14 protein-coding genes are annotated in these 16,727 nt (G+C 59.4%); 4 read left to right on the top strand and 10 right to left on the bottom strand.

All coding sequences use genetic code 11. From position 1 onward, the window contains the following. Positions 1 to 71: 71 nt before the first annotated feature. The gene (locus ACQQZ8_RS07710) at positions 72 to 1,289 is read left to right on the top strand and encodes a glycosyltransferase (protein ID WP_431712078.1); all 1,218 of its coding nucleotides are present in this window, start codon (positions 72 to 74) and stop codon (positions 1,287 to 1,289) included. On the opposite strand, the gene ACQQZ8_RS07705 is transcribed toward ACQQZ8_RS07710, so the two are convergent. From ACQQZ8_RS07705 to ACQQZ8_RS07695, 3 genes are read right to left on the bottom strand one after another with little or no spacing between them, the layout of a single operon-like run. After that, complete coding sequence (locus ACQQZ8_RS07705) at positions 1,286 to 2,143, bottom strand: MaoC family dehydratase (protein WP_431712077.1); 858 nt, start codon at positions 2,141 to 2,143, stop codon at positions 1,286 to 1,288. The two genes, ACQQZ8_RS07710 and ACQQZ8_RS07705, sit on opposite strands and share 4 nt — an antisense overlap. Then, entirely contained in the window at positions 2,143 to 3,480 is a 1,338-nt protein-coding gene (locus ACQQZ8_RS07700) for a 3-oxoacyl-ACP reductase (RefSeq protein ID WP_431712076.1), read from the bottom strand. Before ACQQZ8_RS07700 ends, ACQQZ8_RS07705 begins: the two co-directional genes overlap by 1 nt. After that, on the bottom strand, positions 3,480 to 4,775 hold the full coding sequence (locus ACQQZ8_RS07695) for an acetyl-CoA C-acetyltransferase (protein ID WP_431712075.1): 1,296 nt from the start codon (positions 4,773 to 4,775) through the stop codon (positions 3,480 to 3,482). The genes ACQQZ8_RS07700 and ACQQZ8_RS07695 overlap by 1 nt, the downstream gene beginning before the upstream one ends. 70 nt (positions 4,776 to 4,845) lie before the next feature. Between ACQQZ8_RS07695 and ACQQZ8_RS07690 the strand changes: the two genes are divergently transcribed. Together ACQQZ8_RS07690 and ACQQZ8_RS07685 are read left to right on the top strand one after the other, a co-directional pair. Then, positions 4,846 to 5,526, top strand: a complete 681-nt coding sequence (locus tag ACQQZ8_RS07690) for a TetR/AcrR family transcriptional regulator (RefSeq protein WP_431712074.1) — start codon at positions 4,846 to 4,848, stop codon at positions 5,524 to 5,526. A gap of 25 nt (positions 5,527 to 5,551) precedes the next feature. Next, on the top strand, positions 5,552 to 7,567 hold the full coding sequence (locus tag ACQQZ8_RS07685) for an acyl-CoA dehydrogenase (protein WP_431712073.1): 2,016 nt from the start codon (positions 5,552 to 5,554) through the stop codon (positions 7,565 to 7,567). A gap of 67 nt (positions 7,568 to 7,634) precedes the next feature. Here ACQQZ8_RS07685 and ACQQZ8_RS07680 read toward each other — a convergent pair whose 3' ends face one another. Then, the gene (locus tag ACQQZ8_RS07680; RefSeq protein WP_431712072.1) at positions 7,635 to 8,249 is read right to left on the bottom strand and encodes a VOC family protein; all 615 of its coding nucleotides are present in this window, start codon (positions 8,247 to 8,249) and stop codon (positions 7,635 to 7,637) included. 15 nt (positions 8,250 to 8,264) lie between these two features. On the opposite strand from ACQQZ8_RS07680, the gene pepN reads away from it, so the two are divergent. Further along, the gene (gene pepN, locus ACQQZ8_RS07675; RefSeq protein WP_431712071.1) at positions 8,265 to 10,916 is read left to right on the top strand and encodes an aminopeptidase N; all 2,652 of its coding nucleotides are present in this window, start codon (positions 8,265 to 8,267) and stop codon (positions 10,914 to 10,916) included. 95 nt (positions 10,917 to 11,011) lie between these two features. Here the strand turns inward: pepN and ACQQZ8_RS07670 are convergent, their stop codons facing one another. The 6 genes from ACQQZ8_RS07670 to ACQQZ8_RS07645 all read right to left on the bottom strand — a co-directional run bounded on the left by ACQQZ8_RS07670 (position 11,012) and on the right by ACQQZ8_RS07645 (position 16,713). Beyond that, complete coding sequence (locus tag ACQQZ8_RS07670) at positions 11,012 to 12,634, bottom strand: DUF222 domain-containing protein (RefSeq protein WP_431712070.1); 1,623 nt, start codon at positions 12,632 to 12,634, stop codon at positions 11,012 to 11,014. Between the two features lie 86 nt (positions 12,635 to 12,720). Next, complete coding sequence (locus tag ACQQZ8_RS07665) at positions 12,721 to 13,776, bottom strand: lipoate--protein ligase family protein (RefSeq protein WP_431712069.1); 1,056 nt, start codon at positions 13,774 to 13,776, stop codon at positions 12,721 to 12,723. Between the two features lie 127 nt (positions 13,777 to 13,903). Continuing rightward, complete coding sequence (locus tag ACQQZ8_RS07660) at positions 13,904 to 14,161, bottom strand: type B 50S ribosomal protein L31 (protein ID WP_138173919.1); 258 nt, start codon at positions 14,159 to 14,161, stop codon at positions 13,904 to 13,906. A gap of 182 nt (positions 14,162 to 14,343) precedes the next feature. Beyond that, positions 14,344 to 15,093: a hypothetical protein gene (locus ACQQZ8_RS07655; RefSeq protein ID WP_431712068.1), complete on the bottom strand. Its 750-nt coding sequence runs from the start codon at positions 15,091 to 15,093 to the stop codon at positions 14,344 to 14,346. Further along, positions 15,090 to 15,914: a TrmH family RNA methyltransferase gene (locus ACQQZ8_RS07650; protein ID WP_431712067.1), complete on the bottom strand. Its 825-nt coding sequence runs from the start codon at positions 15,912 to 15,914 to the stop codon at positions 15,090 to 15,092. Before ACQQZ8_RS07650 ends, ACQQZ8_RS07655 begins: the two co-directional genes overlap by 4 nt. Beyond that, on the bottom strand, positions 15,907 to 16,713 hold the full coding sequence (locus ACQQZ8_RS07645; protein ID WP_431712066.1) for a sulfite exporter TauE/SafE family protein: 807 nt from the start codon (positions 16,711 to 16,713) through the stop codon (positions 15,907 to 15,909). Before ACQQZ8_RS07645 ends, ACQQZ8_RS07650 begins: the two co-directional genes overlap by 8 nt. Between the last annotated feature and the right edge of the window lie 14 nt (positions 16,714 to 16,727).

Here is a 16,727-nt window from a genome sequence, read left to right as displayed (position 1 = left end):
CTAGGCTTCGCTTGGCAGGCTGCTTGATACCATCGTTCTAGCCCCCTTTATCGATCCGGTAGGACCACTGAATGCGTATTGCCATGCTCTGTTTGCATACCTCACCCCTAGAGCAACCCGGTGCTGGGGATGCCGGCGGCATGAACGTGTACGTGAAGAATCTGGCGTTTGCGCTCGGGGCGTTGGGACATCAGGTTCATCTGGTCACCCGAACCGCCGAGCTAACGCGTACCGAAGAGGTGCGGGAAAATGTCTGGATCCACTATCTGCAAGCCGCGCCCGGGCAGGCGCTGAGCAAGGAGCAACTACCGGGCATCATTCCCGAAGCCGTAACCGCCGCCGCGCAACATCTGGCCGAGTTCACATTTGATGTCATCCACGCGCACTATTGGCTATCGGGCATGCTGGGGCTACACCTAGCTCAAACCTGGCAGGTTCCGCTGGTGCTTTCGATGCATACCTCCGCAGCGGCTAAGGAATACGAATCGGGAATTGCCGAGCCGGTGCTTCGCAAGCACTCGGAAAAGACTCTCCTGGCCGCGGCAACACGCGTGATCGCCAACACCCCGGTTGAAGCGAGGCAGTTGACTAGGTTCTACGCTCTCGCGTCGACGAAACTCGATGTGGTGTTGCCCGGGGTTGATCACCGCATCTTCCATCCCACGCAAGATAAACTCCGTCGTCCGGAGGGCTCCGATGACTTGCATGTCGTTTATGCCGGGCGGATGCAAAAACTCAAGGGCGCGCATCTGCTGATTGCAGCGATCGGCCAGGCGCTCCGCAGCCGCCCCGAACTAAAAATCACGGCGGATCTCTACGGGGCGCTTTCCGGGGCGGCTGATTATGATCTGCCGGCCATGGTGGCGGCGGCCGGACTGGCAGAGCAAGTGACCTTCCATGCCCCGCTCAGTCCCGAAGGGTTGGCTACGGTCTTCGCCAATGCCGATGTGGTGGCCGTGCCTTCGCTGTCTGAAACCTTCGGTCTGGTTGCCGCAGAGGCCCAAGCCTGCGGAACACCGGTCATCGCCAATCAGGTGGGCGGGTTGAATTATGCCGTGCACGACCAGCAGTCCGGGTGGCTGATGCCGCAACCGGATGCGGAAATCTGGGCGGAGCAGTTGGTGAAACTCGCCCGTAATCCCGGGCTGATTTCGCGGGCTGGCCACGCGGCTTTGGAACACAGTGCAAAGTTCACCTGGGAGCGGGCCGCGGTGGAGGCCCTGGCCAGCTATCGGCTAGCTCGCCAGGACCGCAATCCCCTACCACCGGGCAACTTCTTGCCGAATTAGTCCAAGAGCTCTAGCTCAAGTTCGAAATGTGGCTTGAGCTTGCGCGGGTTCCAGGCAATCACCTCGAACTCATCGTCCTCGGCCTCAAACTGCAGATGCACCGTGGCCGGTAAGGTCACCGGGCTCATGAACTTAATCTCCCACTCATAGCCCACGCCCACCGGTTCAATCCCGGCTAGGGCGCGTGCTGCCAGATAGATCCCATGAGCGATGGCCTTAGGCATCCCCAACGCCTTCGCCGAAAGTTTGCTCAGGTGAATCGGGTTGTAATCCCCGGCCACCGCCGCCCATACTCGGCCGGTGTCGGCCGAGAGCCGCCACTGCGCGGTCGGCAGACCGGGGACAAACTCTTCATGCTCTTCCTTGGCTGGCTTGGGGCCGTCCATGGTGGCCGCAGTGGACAGGAAGGTGGAACGCAGCTGCATCCGTTGCTTCCCGTCGGTGAGGATCCGCACCACTAAATCACAGGTGACACCCTTGCGATGAGCGCGCAGCTTCTCGGCACTTACTTCAATGTCGAAGCTCTCCTGCTCCCCCAACGGCCGATTGACGGTAACCTCATTGGTCAGGTGAATCATTCCCAGCAGCGGCAGCGGGAAATCATCACGCACCATCAGGGACATCGCCAAGGGGAAAGCGAGGCTGTGCACATAGAGACTGGGCAATTGCCCGTTCATGCCAGCACCCACAGCACGGCGGAATTCGGCGAGCTTCTGGGCATCGGCACTGGCCTGCCGGTACACCAACGTGCGTTCGGGCAGAACCGGATTCTTGCCCTTGCGGCGCAGGGTTTTCACCGCCTTGGCATAAACCTGAGCCATGGTCGGTAGCTGGTTCACAATTTCGGCGTTCATTAGGCACCTACCAGGGATTGCCCGCAAACGCGCAGTGTTTGACCGTTAATCCCCGCTGAGGCATCCCACGCGAGGAATCCGATGGCTTCGGCCACGTCCAACGGCAACCCGCCTTGCATCAGCGATGGCAGCACCATCCGGGCGACGGTCCGGGTCCCCAGTGGAATCTTTGCCGTCATTTCAGTTTCGATAAACCCGGGAGCTACCGCGTTGATGGTGCCACCCTTGGCGGCGAAGTCTGCGGCGCTGGCCCGAACCATGCCAATTACTCCGCCCTTGGAGGCAGCATAGTTGGTTTGCCCGCGGTTTCCGGCAATACCGGAAGTCGAAGCCAAGGAAACGACCCGTAATCCGGGTAGGCCCGCGGCCAATAATTGCTCGTTCATCCGTAGCTGCGACGCAATATTGACGGCAATCACCGAATCCCAGCGTGCCGCATCCATATTGGCCAGCAACTTATCCCGGGTAATTCCGGCGTTATGGATCACCAGGTCCAGCGTCCCATAACGGCTGCGGGCATGCTCGATGATCCGTTCGCCAGCATCCGTTGCGGTGACATCCAATTGCAGCGCCGTCCCGGAGACCTGGTTGGCCACTTTGCTCAGCGCATCCGACGCGGCCGGCATATCCACCACGATCAGTTTCGCCCCATCGCGCGCCATGGTTTTGGCAATCGCGGCGCCGATTCCGCGGGCAGCGCCGGTGACCACCACTACCTTGCCTTCAAGCGGTTTCGCAAAGCTCTGCGGCAACTCGCCCTCATGCCCACTGACTTGAACAAATTGCCCATCCACATAGGCGCTACGCCCGGAAAGGAAGAAGTGCATGGCCGACAGAACGCTGGGGCTATCGGCCTGTGCGGGTCCACTGAGCAAAATACCATTGGCTATGGCGCCTCCACGCAGTTCGCGTCCCAGCGAACGCAGCGCCCCATCAATTCCTTGGCGCACCGCCGCCACTGCTGGCGCATCGGTTGCTAGGGCCGGGCGGGAAATTGAGACGACGCGCCCGCCGGGTAGTAGCTGCCGCAACGCCTTACCCGCCCTGAGCATCAGGGGTGAGAGCTGTTCTGGATGTTCCAGTTCATCGAGCAGTAGAATAATGCCGCCTAGCTTGGCGCTTCCGGCGTCGTTGCGGCGCACATCCACCCCCCAACTCATCAAGGTGTCGCTCAGTTGCTGACCGTGTGCCGAGGATCCCAGCACCAGCAAGGGGCCCGGCACTAGGTCAGCGCTGGCATCCCAACGGCGCAGTCGAGCCGGACGCGGAAGCCCTAACTTTTTGGCTAAGGTCGCGGTAAAGCCGGAATTAACCAGTTCAAAATACTTATCTGCCATTAGTTTCGTGCCTCCAGAATCGCTACGACACCCTGTCCGCCGGCGGCACACACCGAGATAAGTCCCCGGCCGCTCCCCTTTTCGTGCAGCATCTTCGCCAGCGAGGCCACGATCCGGCCTCCGGTGGCGGCGAAGGGGTGCCCGGCCGCCAAGGATGAGCCGTTGACGTTGAGTTTGCTGCGATCGATCGAGCCCAGCGGCTGTTCCAATCCGAGCTTCTCCCGGCAGAACTCCTCATCTTCCCAGGCCTTCAAGGTGGCCAGCACGGTGCCGGCAAAGGCTTCGTGGATCTCGTAGAAGTCAAAGTCTTGCAAAGAGAGGTTATTGCGTTTGAGCAATCGAGCCACCGCATAGGCCGGGGCCATCAGTAGCCCCTCGGCGCCATGCACAAAGTCCACCGCGGCCGCCTCGAAGTCCACGAAGTTCGCCAGCATTGGCAGTCCGTGTGCTTCGGCGAATTCTTCGCTGCCCAGCAGCACGGTGGAAGCCCCGTCGGTCAGCGGGGTGGAGTTACCGGCGGTCATGGTGGCTTCCTCGCCCAGTGCCTTACCGAAGGCGGGTTTGAGGCTGCCGAGCTTCTCCAAAGTGGATTCCGCACGCAGGTTATTGTCCCGGCTGAGCCCGTTGAAGCTGGTCATCAGGTCGTCGAAGAATCCCCGCTCATAGGCGGCGGCGAGATTTTGGTGACTGGCCAAGGCCAATTCATCCTGTGCCTGGCGGGTAATCCCCCACTGCTTGGTGGTCTTGGCTTGATGCTCTCCCATGGATAGTCCGGTGCGTGGTTCGCCGGTTCCCGGAGCATTCGGAGCCAGATGTGCCGGGCGCAACTTGGCTAGCGCGCTGAGCTTGGCCTTGGTGGTGCGGGAACGAGCCAATTCCAGTAGCACCTGACGCAGCCCCTCGGATACCGCGATGGGGGCGTCACTGGTGGTATCCACGCCTCCGCCGATGGCCGAGTCCAGCTGACCCAGCTTGATTTTGTTGGCCAGCGAACCGATGGCTTCCATTCCAGTAGCGCAAGCCATCTGCACGTCATAGGCCGGGGTAGCTGGATCCAGCGAACTACCCAGCACCGATTCACGAATCAGGTTGAAATCCTTGGAATGCTTGAGCACTGCACCGCCGGAGACCGCACCGATACGTTCTCCTTGCAAACCGAAGCGGGCCACAAGGCCTTCCAGTGCGGCGGTGAACATGTCTTGGTTCGACGCATTGGCGTACTTGGTATTGGAGCGAGCAAAGGGAATACGGTTTCCGCCAATCACTACGGCCTGGCGGATGGAAGGGCTGGTCATGAATTGACTCCTGAATTAGAGGCTGTGACAAGTATTACTATAACCAAGAGTACATGATACTGTGAGTAACGTGAAGAATATCTCAGCAGGAATCGACGGGGCAGGTGATGGTCGCGCCGCACGGTGGGAACGCCACCGCAGTGAACGCCGGCTCGAATTGCTGTCCTTGGCTCGCAAGGCCATCCACCATCTGGGACCGCAGGCCTCCATGGATGACATTGCGGCCCACGCCAACACCAGCAAACCGGTCTACTACCGGTACTTCGGCGACAAAGAAGGGTTGCGCCAAGCACTCAGTGAAGTGGTCATCGGTGACTTCCGGCAGCAAGTAATCGCCGCCGGTCAAGCTCAGGAAGCGGAATCAAGTGCGCTACACGCAATGGTTACCGCCTATCTGCAGCTGGCACAGAGCAGCCCCAATATCTACTTCTTCGTCACCGCGCAAAGCAGTGATGCACTCACCGCACCGAATGCGGTGGAGGAAGACTCCACCCGCGTCCTGGGGGCCTTCTTCGATGAGATCACCCTGCTGATTTCCGAACGCCTCTGGGCCTATGCCAGAAAAGGTTCTGAGCAGAACTCCGGCGCCGTGGCGCTGTGGCCGCGTGCCGCCTTAGGAATGGTCCGTGCCGCTGGCGAGCTCTGGCTACGCCAGCCAGCCGATGAACACCGGCCTACTTTAGAAGAACTTGCCGAAGCCCTGTGCAGCTGGCTGACCCATGGAATTGCTTCCACCAAACTCGGCGCCTGAAGCCGTCAGAAAGGTAATGACCCTCATGAATCACAACCGTATTGATGTCGCCGCCCTCTCCGAACAGCTCTTGGGCCCATGGTCGGACATCCGCAAGCACTCACGTGCTCGTGCCGCTCGCCCCGAGCTCCAACGCGACCCAGCCTTGGGAATGGATGAACACCGCGAGCGGGTCTTGGGTCAGCTGCGCACCCTCACCGAGGAAGGCGCCGTCCAGCTCGCCTTCCCTAAAGCCTTCGGCGGCAGCGACAACCATGGAGGTTCGATCGCGGCCTTCGAGGAGCTGGTGGCGGCAGACCCCTCGCTCCAGATCAAAGCCGGTGTGCAGTGGGGTCTGTTCGGGGGCGCCGTACTGCACCTTGGCACCGAGGAGCATCACAAGAAGTGGTTGCCGGGCATTCTAGACTTCTCGGTCCCCGGCGCCTTCGCCATGACCGAGATCGGTCATGGATCGGACGTTGCCTCGGTGGCCACCACCGCCACATACGATGAAAACACCGAGGAATTCATCATCCACACCCCGTTCAAGGCTGCCTGGAAGGAATTCTTGGGTAACGCCGCACTGCACGGCACTGCGGCCACGGTGTTCGCCCAGCTGATCACCAAGGGTGTGAATCACGGGGTGCACTGCTTCTACGTGCCCATCCGCGATGCCGAGGGCAATTTCCTGGAAGGCATCGGCGGCGAAGATGATGGGCTCAAGGGCGGCCTAAACGGCATCGATAACGGCCGACTGCACTTCAGCAACGTCCGCGTCCCACGCACCAACCTGCTTAACCGCTACGGGGATGTTGCCGCCGACGGTAGCTATTCCTCCCCCATCGCGTCCCCGGGTCGCCGCTTCTTCACGATGCTCGGCACCCTGGTTCAGGGCCGCGTCTCACTGGATGGAGCTTCCACCAGTGCCTCCAAGATCGCCCTGCAGATCGCCATCACCTATGCCAACCAGCGCCGCCAGTTCACCAGCACCTCGGACACCGAGGAAACCACCATTCTGGACTATCAGCGCCACCAGCGCCGTCTGCTGCCCAAGCTGGCTCGCACCTACGCCGCGTCCTTCGCTCACGATGAACTGCTTACCAAGTTCGACGCGGTCTTTTCCGGGGCCGAGGATACCGACGAGGACCGACAGGACCTAGAAACCCTGGCCGCAGCACTGAAGTCGCTGAGCACCTGGGATGCGCTCGACACCCTGCAGGAGGCCCGCGAGGCCTGCGGTGGTTCGGGTTATATGGCCAAGAACCGCTTCAACCAGCTACGCGATGACCTGGACATCTATGTCACCTTCGAGGGTGATAACAACGTGCTGCTGCAGTTGGTGGGTAAGCGACTGCTCACCGACTACGCCGCCGAATTCCGCAAGCTCGATACCGGCGCGATGGCCCGCTATGTGGCCAAACAGGTCGGCACCACCGCGTTGGACCGAACCGGCCTTCGCACCGTCGCCCAGACCTTTGCCGATGTCAACGATGAACGCAAGAGCGCTAACTTCTTCAAGGATCCAGAGAACCAAAAGGAACTGCTGGCCGAGCGGGTTGATGCCATGGTCGCCGAGGTGGCCGGCAACTTGCGTAGCGCCGGGAAGGATCCGGTCAAGACTGCCAAGAAGTTCAACGAGAATCAGGATCTACTCATTCAGGCAGCCCGTGCCCACGGCGAACTGCTGCGCTGGGAAGCCTTCACCCGGGCCGTGGAGAAGGTCAGTGATGAGAACACTCGCGAGGTGCTTACCTGGCTGCGTGACGTGTTCGCGCTGACCGTGATCGAAGCGGATCTGGGTTGGTACCAGGCCAACGGCCGACTCTCGATGCAGCGTGCGCGCACCCTGCCGGAATACATCAACCGCCTATTGGCTCGGCTGCGGCCACACGCCCAAGATCTGGTCGACGCCTTCGGCTACACTCAAGAGCACCTGCGTGCCGAGATCGCCACCGGCATCGAGGGCGAACGTCAAGACGAAGCAATGGAGTACTACCGTAAGCTGCGCGCCAGCGATCAAGCTCCAGTGAGCGAAAAGTCCTTGCAGAAGTCCAAAGTCTAGCCCCACCGGCTAAATGTTGCCCGGATCTAGCATCAGCTAGATCCGGGCATCGCCATATTGCGGTGATTTAGTCGCTCAGGCGCTGTGCCAGCGCCACGATAATTCCCTCCGGGCCGCGCACATAGGCCATCCGCCACTCTCGTTGGTATTCGCCGATGCCGCCAACGAGCCCATAGCCTTGGGCGTCGAGTTTGGCCACCAGTTCGGCAAGGTCCTCGACTTCGAAGGCAAGTGACCGCAAGCCCAGCTCATTAGCCATTGCCGCAGGCGGTACGGGCCCGGGAGCCGGTTTTTCGAAATTCGACAGTTCTATCCTTAGCTGGGTTTCAGGCAGTTTGAGCATGACAATATTGGTGCGCGCATCTTCCAGCCCACAGACGGTATCCAAAAATTCGCCCACTAAGCCCGAGACCTGCCCTTCAATTTCCAGCCCAAGTTGGGTAAAGAAATCGGTCACTAGAGCTAAATCGGCCACGGTGATCCCAATGTGATCGAACCTGAGCACTCGCGACTTCGCAAGCTCCTTTGCACTGGCCGGAAACTGCGGATAACTGTTCGCTTCAGGGTACGCCCATGCCTCGCCAGCCACCAGCAGTTGAGCCGTATTTTTAGCAAAATCAGAGAGAGCACCCTTCTCAGTAGGAATTAAATCGACCAAAGGATTATAAAGTAAACGTTTCATAGCTAAGCTGGGAGGGTGGAGACTCTAGAACGCTATACCCCGAATGAAAATCTCACCCGCGAAGAAGCGGCTTGGCGCGAGGCAAATATCACCTGGCATTCCGCCGACATCTTCTTAGATGTCAGTGACGCCACCGACAGTGAGCAGGAGACCTACCTCTCGCAGACGACGCTGCGTTTTACCTCCAAGCACAACGAAACTTTCCTCGATTTCATTCACGCGGGAATCCAGGAGATTGAGCTCAATGGGCAGATGATCGCGGTAGATAAGGCCGTGCTCGATAGCCGGATCTACTTAAGCGATCTGGACACTTCCGGGGTTAACGTCGTAACCGTGACCGGGCGTGCCCGCTATTCGCGAAGTGGCGAGGGAATGCACCGGTATGTGGACCCACAAGACCAACAAACCTACCTCTATACTCAGTTCGAGCCGGCCGACGCCCGCCTCGTCTACGCTTGTTTCGAACAGCCAGATTTGAAGACTTCCTTCCGCTTCACCGTGCGCGGCCCCGAGTCTTGGCATCTGGCCAGTAACCAGGCCGCGGAGTCGCAGAATATTCACGAAGATGGAACCAAAACGGTCAGCTTCGCCCCGACCCTACCGATTTCCACCTACATCACCACGGTATTGGCCGGCCCCTACCACGTAGTGCGCGATGAGCACCGGCTACCGCAAAAGGATGGCTCCGAGCTGGTCATTCCGATGGCCTTCAGCTGCCGGGCTACCTTGGCTGCTGATTTTGATGCGGCGGAGCTGATCAAGGTCACCAAACAGGGCCTCGACTACTTCCACGAGCTGTTTGACTACCCCTACCCATGGGGTAAATACGACTCGGCCTTCGTCCCGGAGTACAACTTAGGCGCGATGGAAAACCCGGGTTTGGTGACTTTCACCGAAAGCTACGTGTTTACTTCGCATGCCACCGAGGCACAACACGAACAACGCGCCAACACCATCATGCATGAGATGGCGCATATGTGGTTCGGCGATTTGGTCACCATGAAGTGGTGGGATGATCTGTGGCTCAAAGAGTCCTTCGCCGACTACATCGGTACCCTAGCTAATGATGAAGGCACCGATTTCAAAACCGCGTGGACCACTTTCGCCGCACGCCGCAAAGCTTGGGCTTATGTAGCGGACCAAATGCCCACCACTCACCCGATCGTCGCCGATATCACCGACTTGCAGGCAGCAGATCAGAACTTCGATGGCATAACCTACGCCAAGGGCGCCAGCGTGCTCAAGCAGCTGGCCGCATTCGTCGGTGCTGAGGCCTTCCGCGACGCGGCACGGGCCTACTTCGTGAAGCACGAATACTCTAATACCTCACTAGATGACTTCCTCGAAGCGTTGGGTGCTGCCAGCGGACGGGATATGAGCGCTTGGGCTCAGGCCTGGTTGCGGACCAGCGGCGTGCCCCGGCTGAGCATCGAGCTGGAATACGATGACCAAGAGGTGATCACTGCCGCCCGCTTGGTGCAGCGCGGTACTGACCCACTCACCGCGGAGCCCATCGTCCGTCCGCATGTGCTGAGCATCGGCGGTTATGTACTGCGCGAGGGAAAGCTGGTGCGCGAACTTAGCGAGCGCGTGGAGCTGAGCGGACAAAGCGTTGCGCTGGACTTCTTAGTTGGCACTCAAGCCCCGGATCTATTGCTACCCAATGATGGGGATGAAACCTACGCGGTCATTGAATTCGATGAGCGTTCACTTTCCACTCTGCTGACCCACCTCGGGTCCCTGACGGATTCGCTGCCGCGCGCCACCTGCTGGGCCTCACTCTGGGACGCAGTACGCGCCGGAAGTTTGCCAGCCCAACATTATGTTGCGGCCTTGCTTGACCATGGTTCTACCGTCTCGGATGCGGGTGTGTTCGCAGTTCTGATGGATCAGTTACTGCTGAGCCTGAACCGCTACCTGGCTCCGGAATTACGCCAAGCAACACGTCAGCGTGCCGCTGAGGTCCTCGTCCAGTGGCTTGGTGATCTCTCGGCCGGCAGTGACAACCAAACCACCACCGCACGTACTTTGGCACGCCTTGCTCGCAGTGGTGTCGGCCTGCAGACCGTGAACTCTTTCCTGTCTTCTGAGCCTAATTCCTTTGCTGTGCAGGTTGATGAGCAGCTGTTGTGGTTGAGTTGGATCGCGGTGGCTGCCACCGGCGGTCTCGATGAGCAGAACCTTGCGAAGATGCAGGCGGCCCTAGAGGCAAACCCGACTGCCACGGCCCAGAAGTCGGTGCGCACTGCGCTTGCTGCCCGTCCGGATCAAGCCGTGAAGACCCAAGCTTTTGAAGAAGTTCTCACCGCACAAGATGAACACGGTGCACTTTCCAACGATGCGCTGAGCTCCATCGCAGAGGGATTCAACCTTGGCTCGCGTGAGCTCTTGGCGGGTTTTGAAGATCGCTACTGGTCAGAGATCAGCGGTATCTTCGAATCCATGAGTATGGAATTTTCCACTCGGATCATCCGCGGATTATTCCCCCGCTCGCAAGAGCTGTCGGAGGAACCACGGAAGAATCCTGCTCTGTTCGCGGTCACCTCGTGGCTGGAGGAGAATCATGCAGCGCCTCGGGCATTACGTCGCATTATGTTGGAGGAACAAGCCGAGTTGCAGCGTAGTCTTGAGGCCCAGTTAGTATCACGACAGACCGCACGAGCTTAGGTTTTTCGGTCTTGGTGGGCTTCTTGCACATTGACGGGAAGCCCACCACGGTCGGTAATAGCAGCTTAAGCATGACTGGAGTGGATCGAGTTTGACTAGCCGGTGTCCAGTTGCTGCAGAGCCGAACCAATGACTACTTTTTGGTCCGCAGCCGGCGTAAACCATTGCACCTTCGGCTTGGGTCCATAGTCACCCAGCGCTAGGACTCGTCGAACGTCAGCGGTCAGCTTTATCTGGGGTTGCTGTGGCCCGTGCTCCAGTCGTGACATGTCCGTGGAAGCGCATAGTCCGGTGGCCACGCTCCGCGGCAAGGATTCGCTCACCACACCGTTGGGGCTGGTCCACAATATTGATCCGTCACTGCGGTGCACACTCTGCCAGCCGAGTAGATGTTTGAATAATTGATGCTGGCGGCAAAGTTCACGAGTGTTCTTTCGGCTGGTCTCCCCACCTTGGGCCCAATCTTCGATGTGGTCTACTTCGGAGGTGCGTGACTCCCTACGACACCCTGGGAAGGTGCAATAGCCGTCGCGCAATCCCACGAAATCACGTAATGCCTGGCTGGGGCGGTAACGTTTGCGACCCACATCCATAGGGGCACCATCCCACGGATCGGTCAAAACCCGGGCGAAGGTGGGTGCTTTGGCAGCCAATTTGAGAGCCACGCCCATTGGAATCGGCCCATGCCCTTCAAGTTCGGCCAGTCCTTTGCCATGATCGGTCAATAATTCAACGGCCGGGATCGTCACGATCAGCTTCACCCGGTGTCCGGGACCAGGCTTTGCTGGCCAGCCGTCGATCAGGGCGTCTCGCATAATGTCCGAACGCAACTGGGACATTGAGCGTTCGTCGTCTGCGAAGTGGGCCTTAGCATGCGCATCCACGGTGGACATCACACTCTGGGCGTCTTCAGCGGTGAGGAGCCACTCGATTTTTGACATGCCATTAGGTTCCGGGCGGCAGGTAATCTGACGGGTTTCCTCCGCCTTTTCCCGGCGCTCGTTGACGTTTTCTGGAAGTAGCTTTTGGCGGATTCGCCGGCTCTTGTCCATCACTTGATCATCAGCGCCACGTCGCGCAACGGGCAGCAGCTGCTGTTCCAGCTCGGCGATTTGCTCGGGCTGCAAGTCCTGAGCCCGAGAGACGATGGTAGCGGCGGCCTTGGAGGTGATATTGCCCTTGCTCAGTTCGTCGAAAGTATCCGGGCATAGATCGCGCAGACCCAACGCGGTAGTGAGGCGCTGCCGAGCTTTGGCAGTGGTGATGCGACTGGCTACTGCGACTTCGGTGATGTAGTTGGAGCGCACCAAGTCATGGTCAGTTGGTGAAACCTGCCAGCGCTCTTCAAGGAACTGCGGTAACGTGCTCCCGGCAGGCACCTGAATCACATCGTCCGCGAAATTCTCCACCTCATGGACTAGCGGTCCACGGATAGCCAGTTCCAGCCCGTCGGCTAAGGTCACCGCTTCTAGGGCATCGAGCATCGAACGCAACTGGTTGATCGAACGAATCCGGGCCAGAGCGGGCCCAGCCCAACCGGGCACATCGAGATCTGTAATCTCTTCCCATTTAGCTTCGATGCTGCGAGTCAGCATTTCTAGTTCCGCATGTCCGGCCCAGATCCGTCCCGCGTCGCCCATGAATTTCCGCGTGCCGTCAGGCATCAAAGGTAGACGACTGAAGTCGTCTTCACTTTGGAAAACCTCTTTGATGCCCATATCCAATTATCCCAAGAATTGCGGGAAATGAGAAGCCGTTTTCGAATAAACTTTCGAACGATTTTGAGCTGGGGACGATACCAGGTTTAGGGTACGCGCGCGGTCCACTGTTCGGTGGTGAACTTGGTAGCGGCGAGTTCACGCGCGGCGGCACGTACCGAGTCGTCAATGCTGGCCGGGGTGGCAGCGTAGCGTTCGGTGAAGGTTTCCATCATGATGCGGATGATTTCTCCACGATCCAGCTGGGTTTGGCGCTTGAGCGGGTCCACGCGCTTGACCGCGCTAGCAATCCCCTTGTCGGAGATTTTTTCGCGGCCAATCCGCAGCACATCGACCATTTTTTCAGCGTCAATGTCATAGCTCATGGTCACGTGATGCAACATTCCCCCGCGGGCCAAGCGCTTTTGCGCCGCTCCCCCGATTTTACCTTCGGGGGTGGCAATGTCGTTCAGTGGCTTGTAATGCGCCTGAACTCCCATCCGGCTGAGCGCATCCATCACCCACGCGTCGAGGAAGGGGTAGGAGTCGGCGAAGCTCATGCCGTCAACTAGCGACTCGGGGGCGTACAACGAATAGGTGATGCAGTTGCCAGCCTCCATAAACATGGCTCCGCCACCGGAGATGCGGCGCACCAGCTGCACGCCGTGACGTTCAGCAGCGACGATATCAACCTCATTGGCTAGCGACTGGAAGGAGCCGATGACGACCGCGCGCTCATCCCAGTCCCAGAAACGGATGGTGGGCTGCCGGGTTCCGGCCGCGACCTCGCGAGCGAGCACCTCGTCCAGGGCCACCTGCTCGGTGATCGGGATGGGTTGTGGGGCGATGATCTGCCATTGGTGGTCGGACCAGGTGGTGGCGTGGCCCAGCGCGCGACGAACCACCCGAGCGACGGCGTCGGCGTCGAAACCGAACATCACCGCTTCGCTGCGCAGATGGTTGGTGACCGACTCACGGATCATTGCGCTAGTGGCAGTGGTGGGCAGTCCCACCAAGGCATAGTTGATGTCTTGCAGCGCCTCATCTGGCTCCAAGAAGAAATCCCCATTGATCGAGGCTTCGGTAATCACTCCGTCGCTGCTGCGTAAATCCGCGACAACTAGTTTTCCGCCAACGACCTTATATTCTCCGTGGTGCATCATACCTTCATCCTATCGGCTTCAGTCCGCTGTTTTGCATGCTGACATCGGCGTTAAAACCACACGGCGGGTGGCATACGAAAATTTCGCATACCACCCGCCGTGAGTCACAAAGCGGGGTAGGTAAAACCTACTTCTTGCCGCCGAAGCCCTTGAAGCGAGCGTTGAAGCGCTCGACGCGGCCGGCGGTGTCCATGATGCGCTGCTTACCGGTGTAGAACGGGTGCGAAGCGGCCGAGATTTCGACGTCGATGACTGGGTACTCGTTGCCGTCCTCCCAGGTGATGGTCTTGGAGCTACCAACGGTGGAACGGGTCAGGAACTTCTCGCCCGATGCCAGGTCGTTGAAAACAACGTAATTGTACTTTGGATGGATGTCAGCCTTCATGCTTTATACCCTTTGGTTATCTGCCACTGGATTTTGCCAGCAACAACGTACTCGGAAAATTGGTGTCTGCACCGCAGCGATGCGCACACAGACAGTCCATCTTATCGCATGCTTCGTCACGGAGCGAACCTAACCCGCATGGCAAGAAACACATTGTCCAGCCCGTAGCCGCTACCCCTTGGTTAGCCGTTTTGCGGCAGCTGCACACTCAGGTCAATACCCTCGGCAACTTCCAGCGTGGTGACATCCAGCTGGTGCCCTACCCGGGCCGTGGTACGACGCAAAACAAAGGTGGAGACACTGAAAAGGAGTAGCGATAAGGCCAGTACCGGTGCGGCGATGAGCAGCGGGTTCCACAGGGTTTCGATCTCTGTTGGGGGCGTGAAGTCTAAAATACTCAATGCGTAACCAGTAGCCAGTGAGGCCATGGTTCCACCAAAATGTTCCGCGGTGAGCGTGAGGAAAGCAATCCAATGCCGACTCGCTGTTTTCGCCCGAAGTGGCCAGAGGTAGTTCACTACTGCATGGGTGATCCCGCCCAACATCAGCAGGCCGAACCAACCACCGACAACCGCCGCATCCATAGTGCTGCTGGCCGCAAATCCGGAAGCCAGAGCCCAAGTGGCTACCGCGATGGACGCGAAACCCAATAACTGCAAGAACAGGAAGAGGACGAGTTGCCGCTTGCGGGAGCTCAATGATTCCGGGTTGTGCCGTAGGTAGAGCCCGGAACTTACCCGCGCGAAGGTCGCATCGTAAGTCACCCTGATGAAATCGGGTTCACTTTGTCCAGTGGCACTCGGATACAGTTTCAGTGACTCGGGCTCTTCCCCGAGCCAAGCTGCTCTCGACTGCGACAGGGTCTGGGCCAGCACCGTTGGAACGGAATCGGAAGGAGTAGACCCGATGAGTCGCGAGCTATCGCTACTCATCGGCAAAGTTGCCAGAAGGCTACCGCGCTGGCAGCGGCCACGTTCAGCGAAGCTACCTCGCGAGCCATCGGGATGATCACGCATTCATCGACCATCGTCAGAGTTTCGGCGCGAACCCCGCGCCCCTCATTGCCTAGAATCATCGCGATCTTTTCCCCCGGCTGCGGCTGCAAAGCACCGAGCTCGGTGGCGTTCTCGGTCAATTCCAGCGCCAGAATTCTAAAGCCGTGCTCACGCACCCGCTGCAGGTCACCGGGCCAGCTCTCCAAACGCACCCAGTCGATGGTCAGTGCAGTGCCCATGGAAACGCGCACACTACGCCGGTAGAGCGGATCCACGCACTGCGGGGTGATCAGCACCGCGTCCACCCCAAGCCCGGCGGCCGAACGCAGCAGCGCACCGAGGTTGGAGTGATCGGCGATGTCTTCCAAAATAGCGATGCGGATGCTGTTTTCCAGGACCGTGTCCAAGTCCAACCCAGCTGGCCGTTCCATGGCCGCCAGCGCACCACGGTGCAAGTGAAACCCGGTCAGGGCCTGAAGCTGCGCGTCTTCGCCCACAAAGATCGGCACCTCGGGGAACCGCGCAAATTCAGCTTCCAGTTGCGGTAAGTACTTGCGGGCGAGGAGGAAACTGCGCGGAACATGCCCCATCGAAATGGCACGTTGCACCACCATGGTGCTTTCGGCGATGTAGATCCCGTTCTCGATGTCGCTACGCATTCGCAACGCCGCCTCGGACAGGCGCAGGTAGTCATCGAGCCGTGGATCGGAGAGCTCGCTAATATCGTGCACGCGGTGCGCGTAGTCGGATTCAGGCACCGGCCACCAGCTTGTAGGTCATGTTGGTCAGCGCAACGAGGCCCAGCGCCACAATGACCACGCGCAGCCACACTGGGGAGAGTTTGCGCCCAACCTTCGCACCGATGAAACCACCGATCAACGAGCCCACCGCGATGAGTAGCACGACGATCCAGTGGATCCGTTCCGGGGCGATGATCAGGTAGATGGCCGCGGCGATCAGGTTCACCAGCAGCGAGAGGATCACTTTGATCGCGTTGGACTGCTGCAGCGAGGCTTGCAGGAATACCCCGAAGACCGCCATGAGCAACACGCCCTGCGCCGCGGTGAAGTACCCGCCGTACACGCCGATAAGGAAGACCAGGATGTACAGGATCAGTGGGATCCGCGCTTGGTCGGCGGCATCCGGGTCGGTGCCGCTGCGCTGCGCCTGCCGGGTCTTAGCCCATGCGGCCAGCCGCGGCTGAAAAATCACGAGGATCAGTGCCGCCAACAGCAGCACCGGGGCGACCACCCCGAAGACCGATTCGGGCAGGTTCAGCAGGAGCAAAGAACCGATTAACCCACCCAGCAGGGAGAGCGGAACCAGCTTTAAGAGTGTGCGTTTAACCTGCCTGACCTCACGTCGATACCCCCAGGCTCCGGAGAAGCCGCCGGCCACCAGACCCATGGCATTGGAGACCACGGCGTTGACCGGGGCGATGCCAAGCGCCACCAGAATCGGGAAGGTGACCAAGGTTCCGGATCCGACCACCGTGTTGATGGTGCCGGCCCACAGACCACCGAGGAAGATCAGCAGTTCCTGCCAGTATTCAGCCAACGTGTATTACAGCT

The organism is Glutamicibacter uratoxydans, assembly GCF_050753455.1.
GTDB lineage: Bacteria > Actinomycetota > Actinomycetes > Actinomycetales > Micrococcaceae > Glutamicibacter > Glutamicibacter uratoxydans_A.
This window is presented reverse-complemented; position numbering and strand designations above follow the sequence as displayed.

Coding starts and splice junctions, on each gene's coding strand:
- ACQQZ8_RS07710 (WP_431712078.1), top strand. CDS start 72: ATGCGTATTGCCATGCTCTGTTTGCATACCTCACCCCTAGAGCAACCC.
- ACQQZ8_RS07705 (WP_431712077.1), bottom strand. CDS start 2,143: ATGAACGCCGAAATTGTGAACCAGCTACCGACCATGGCTCAGGTTTAT.
- ACQQZ8_RS07700 (WP_431712076.1), bottom strand. CDS start 3,480: ATGGCAGATAAGTATTTTGAACTGGTTAATTCCGGCTTTACCGCGACC.
- ACQQZ8_RS07695 (WP_431712075.1), bottom strand. CDS start 4,775: ATGACCAGCCCTTCCATCCGCCAGGCCGTAGTGATTGGCGGAAACCGT.
- ACQQZ8_RS07685 (WP_431712073.1), top strand. CDS start 5,552: ATGAATCACAACCGTATTGATGTCGCCGCCCTCTCCGAACAGCTCTTG.
- ACQQZ8_RS07680 (WP_431712072.1), bottom strand. CDS start 8,249: ATGAAACGTTTACTTTATAATCCTTTGGTCGATTTAATTCCTACTGAG.
- ACQQZ8_RS07670 (WP_431712070.1), bottom strand. CDS start 12,634: ATGGGCATCAAAGAGGTTTTCCAAAGTGAAGACGACTTCAGTCGTCTA.
- ACQQZ8_RS07665 (WP_431712069.1), bottom strand. CDS start 13,776: ATGATGCACCACGGAGAATATAAGGTCGTTGGCGGAAAACTAGTTGTC.
- ACQQZ8_RS07660 (WP_138173919.1), bottom strand. CDS start 14,161: ATGAAGGCTGACATCCATCCAAAGTACAATTACGTTGTTTTCAACGAC.
- ACQQZ8_RS07655 (WP_431712068.1), bottom strand. CDS start 15,093: ATGAGTAGCGATAGCTCGCGACTCATCGGGTCTACTCCTTCCGATTCC.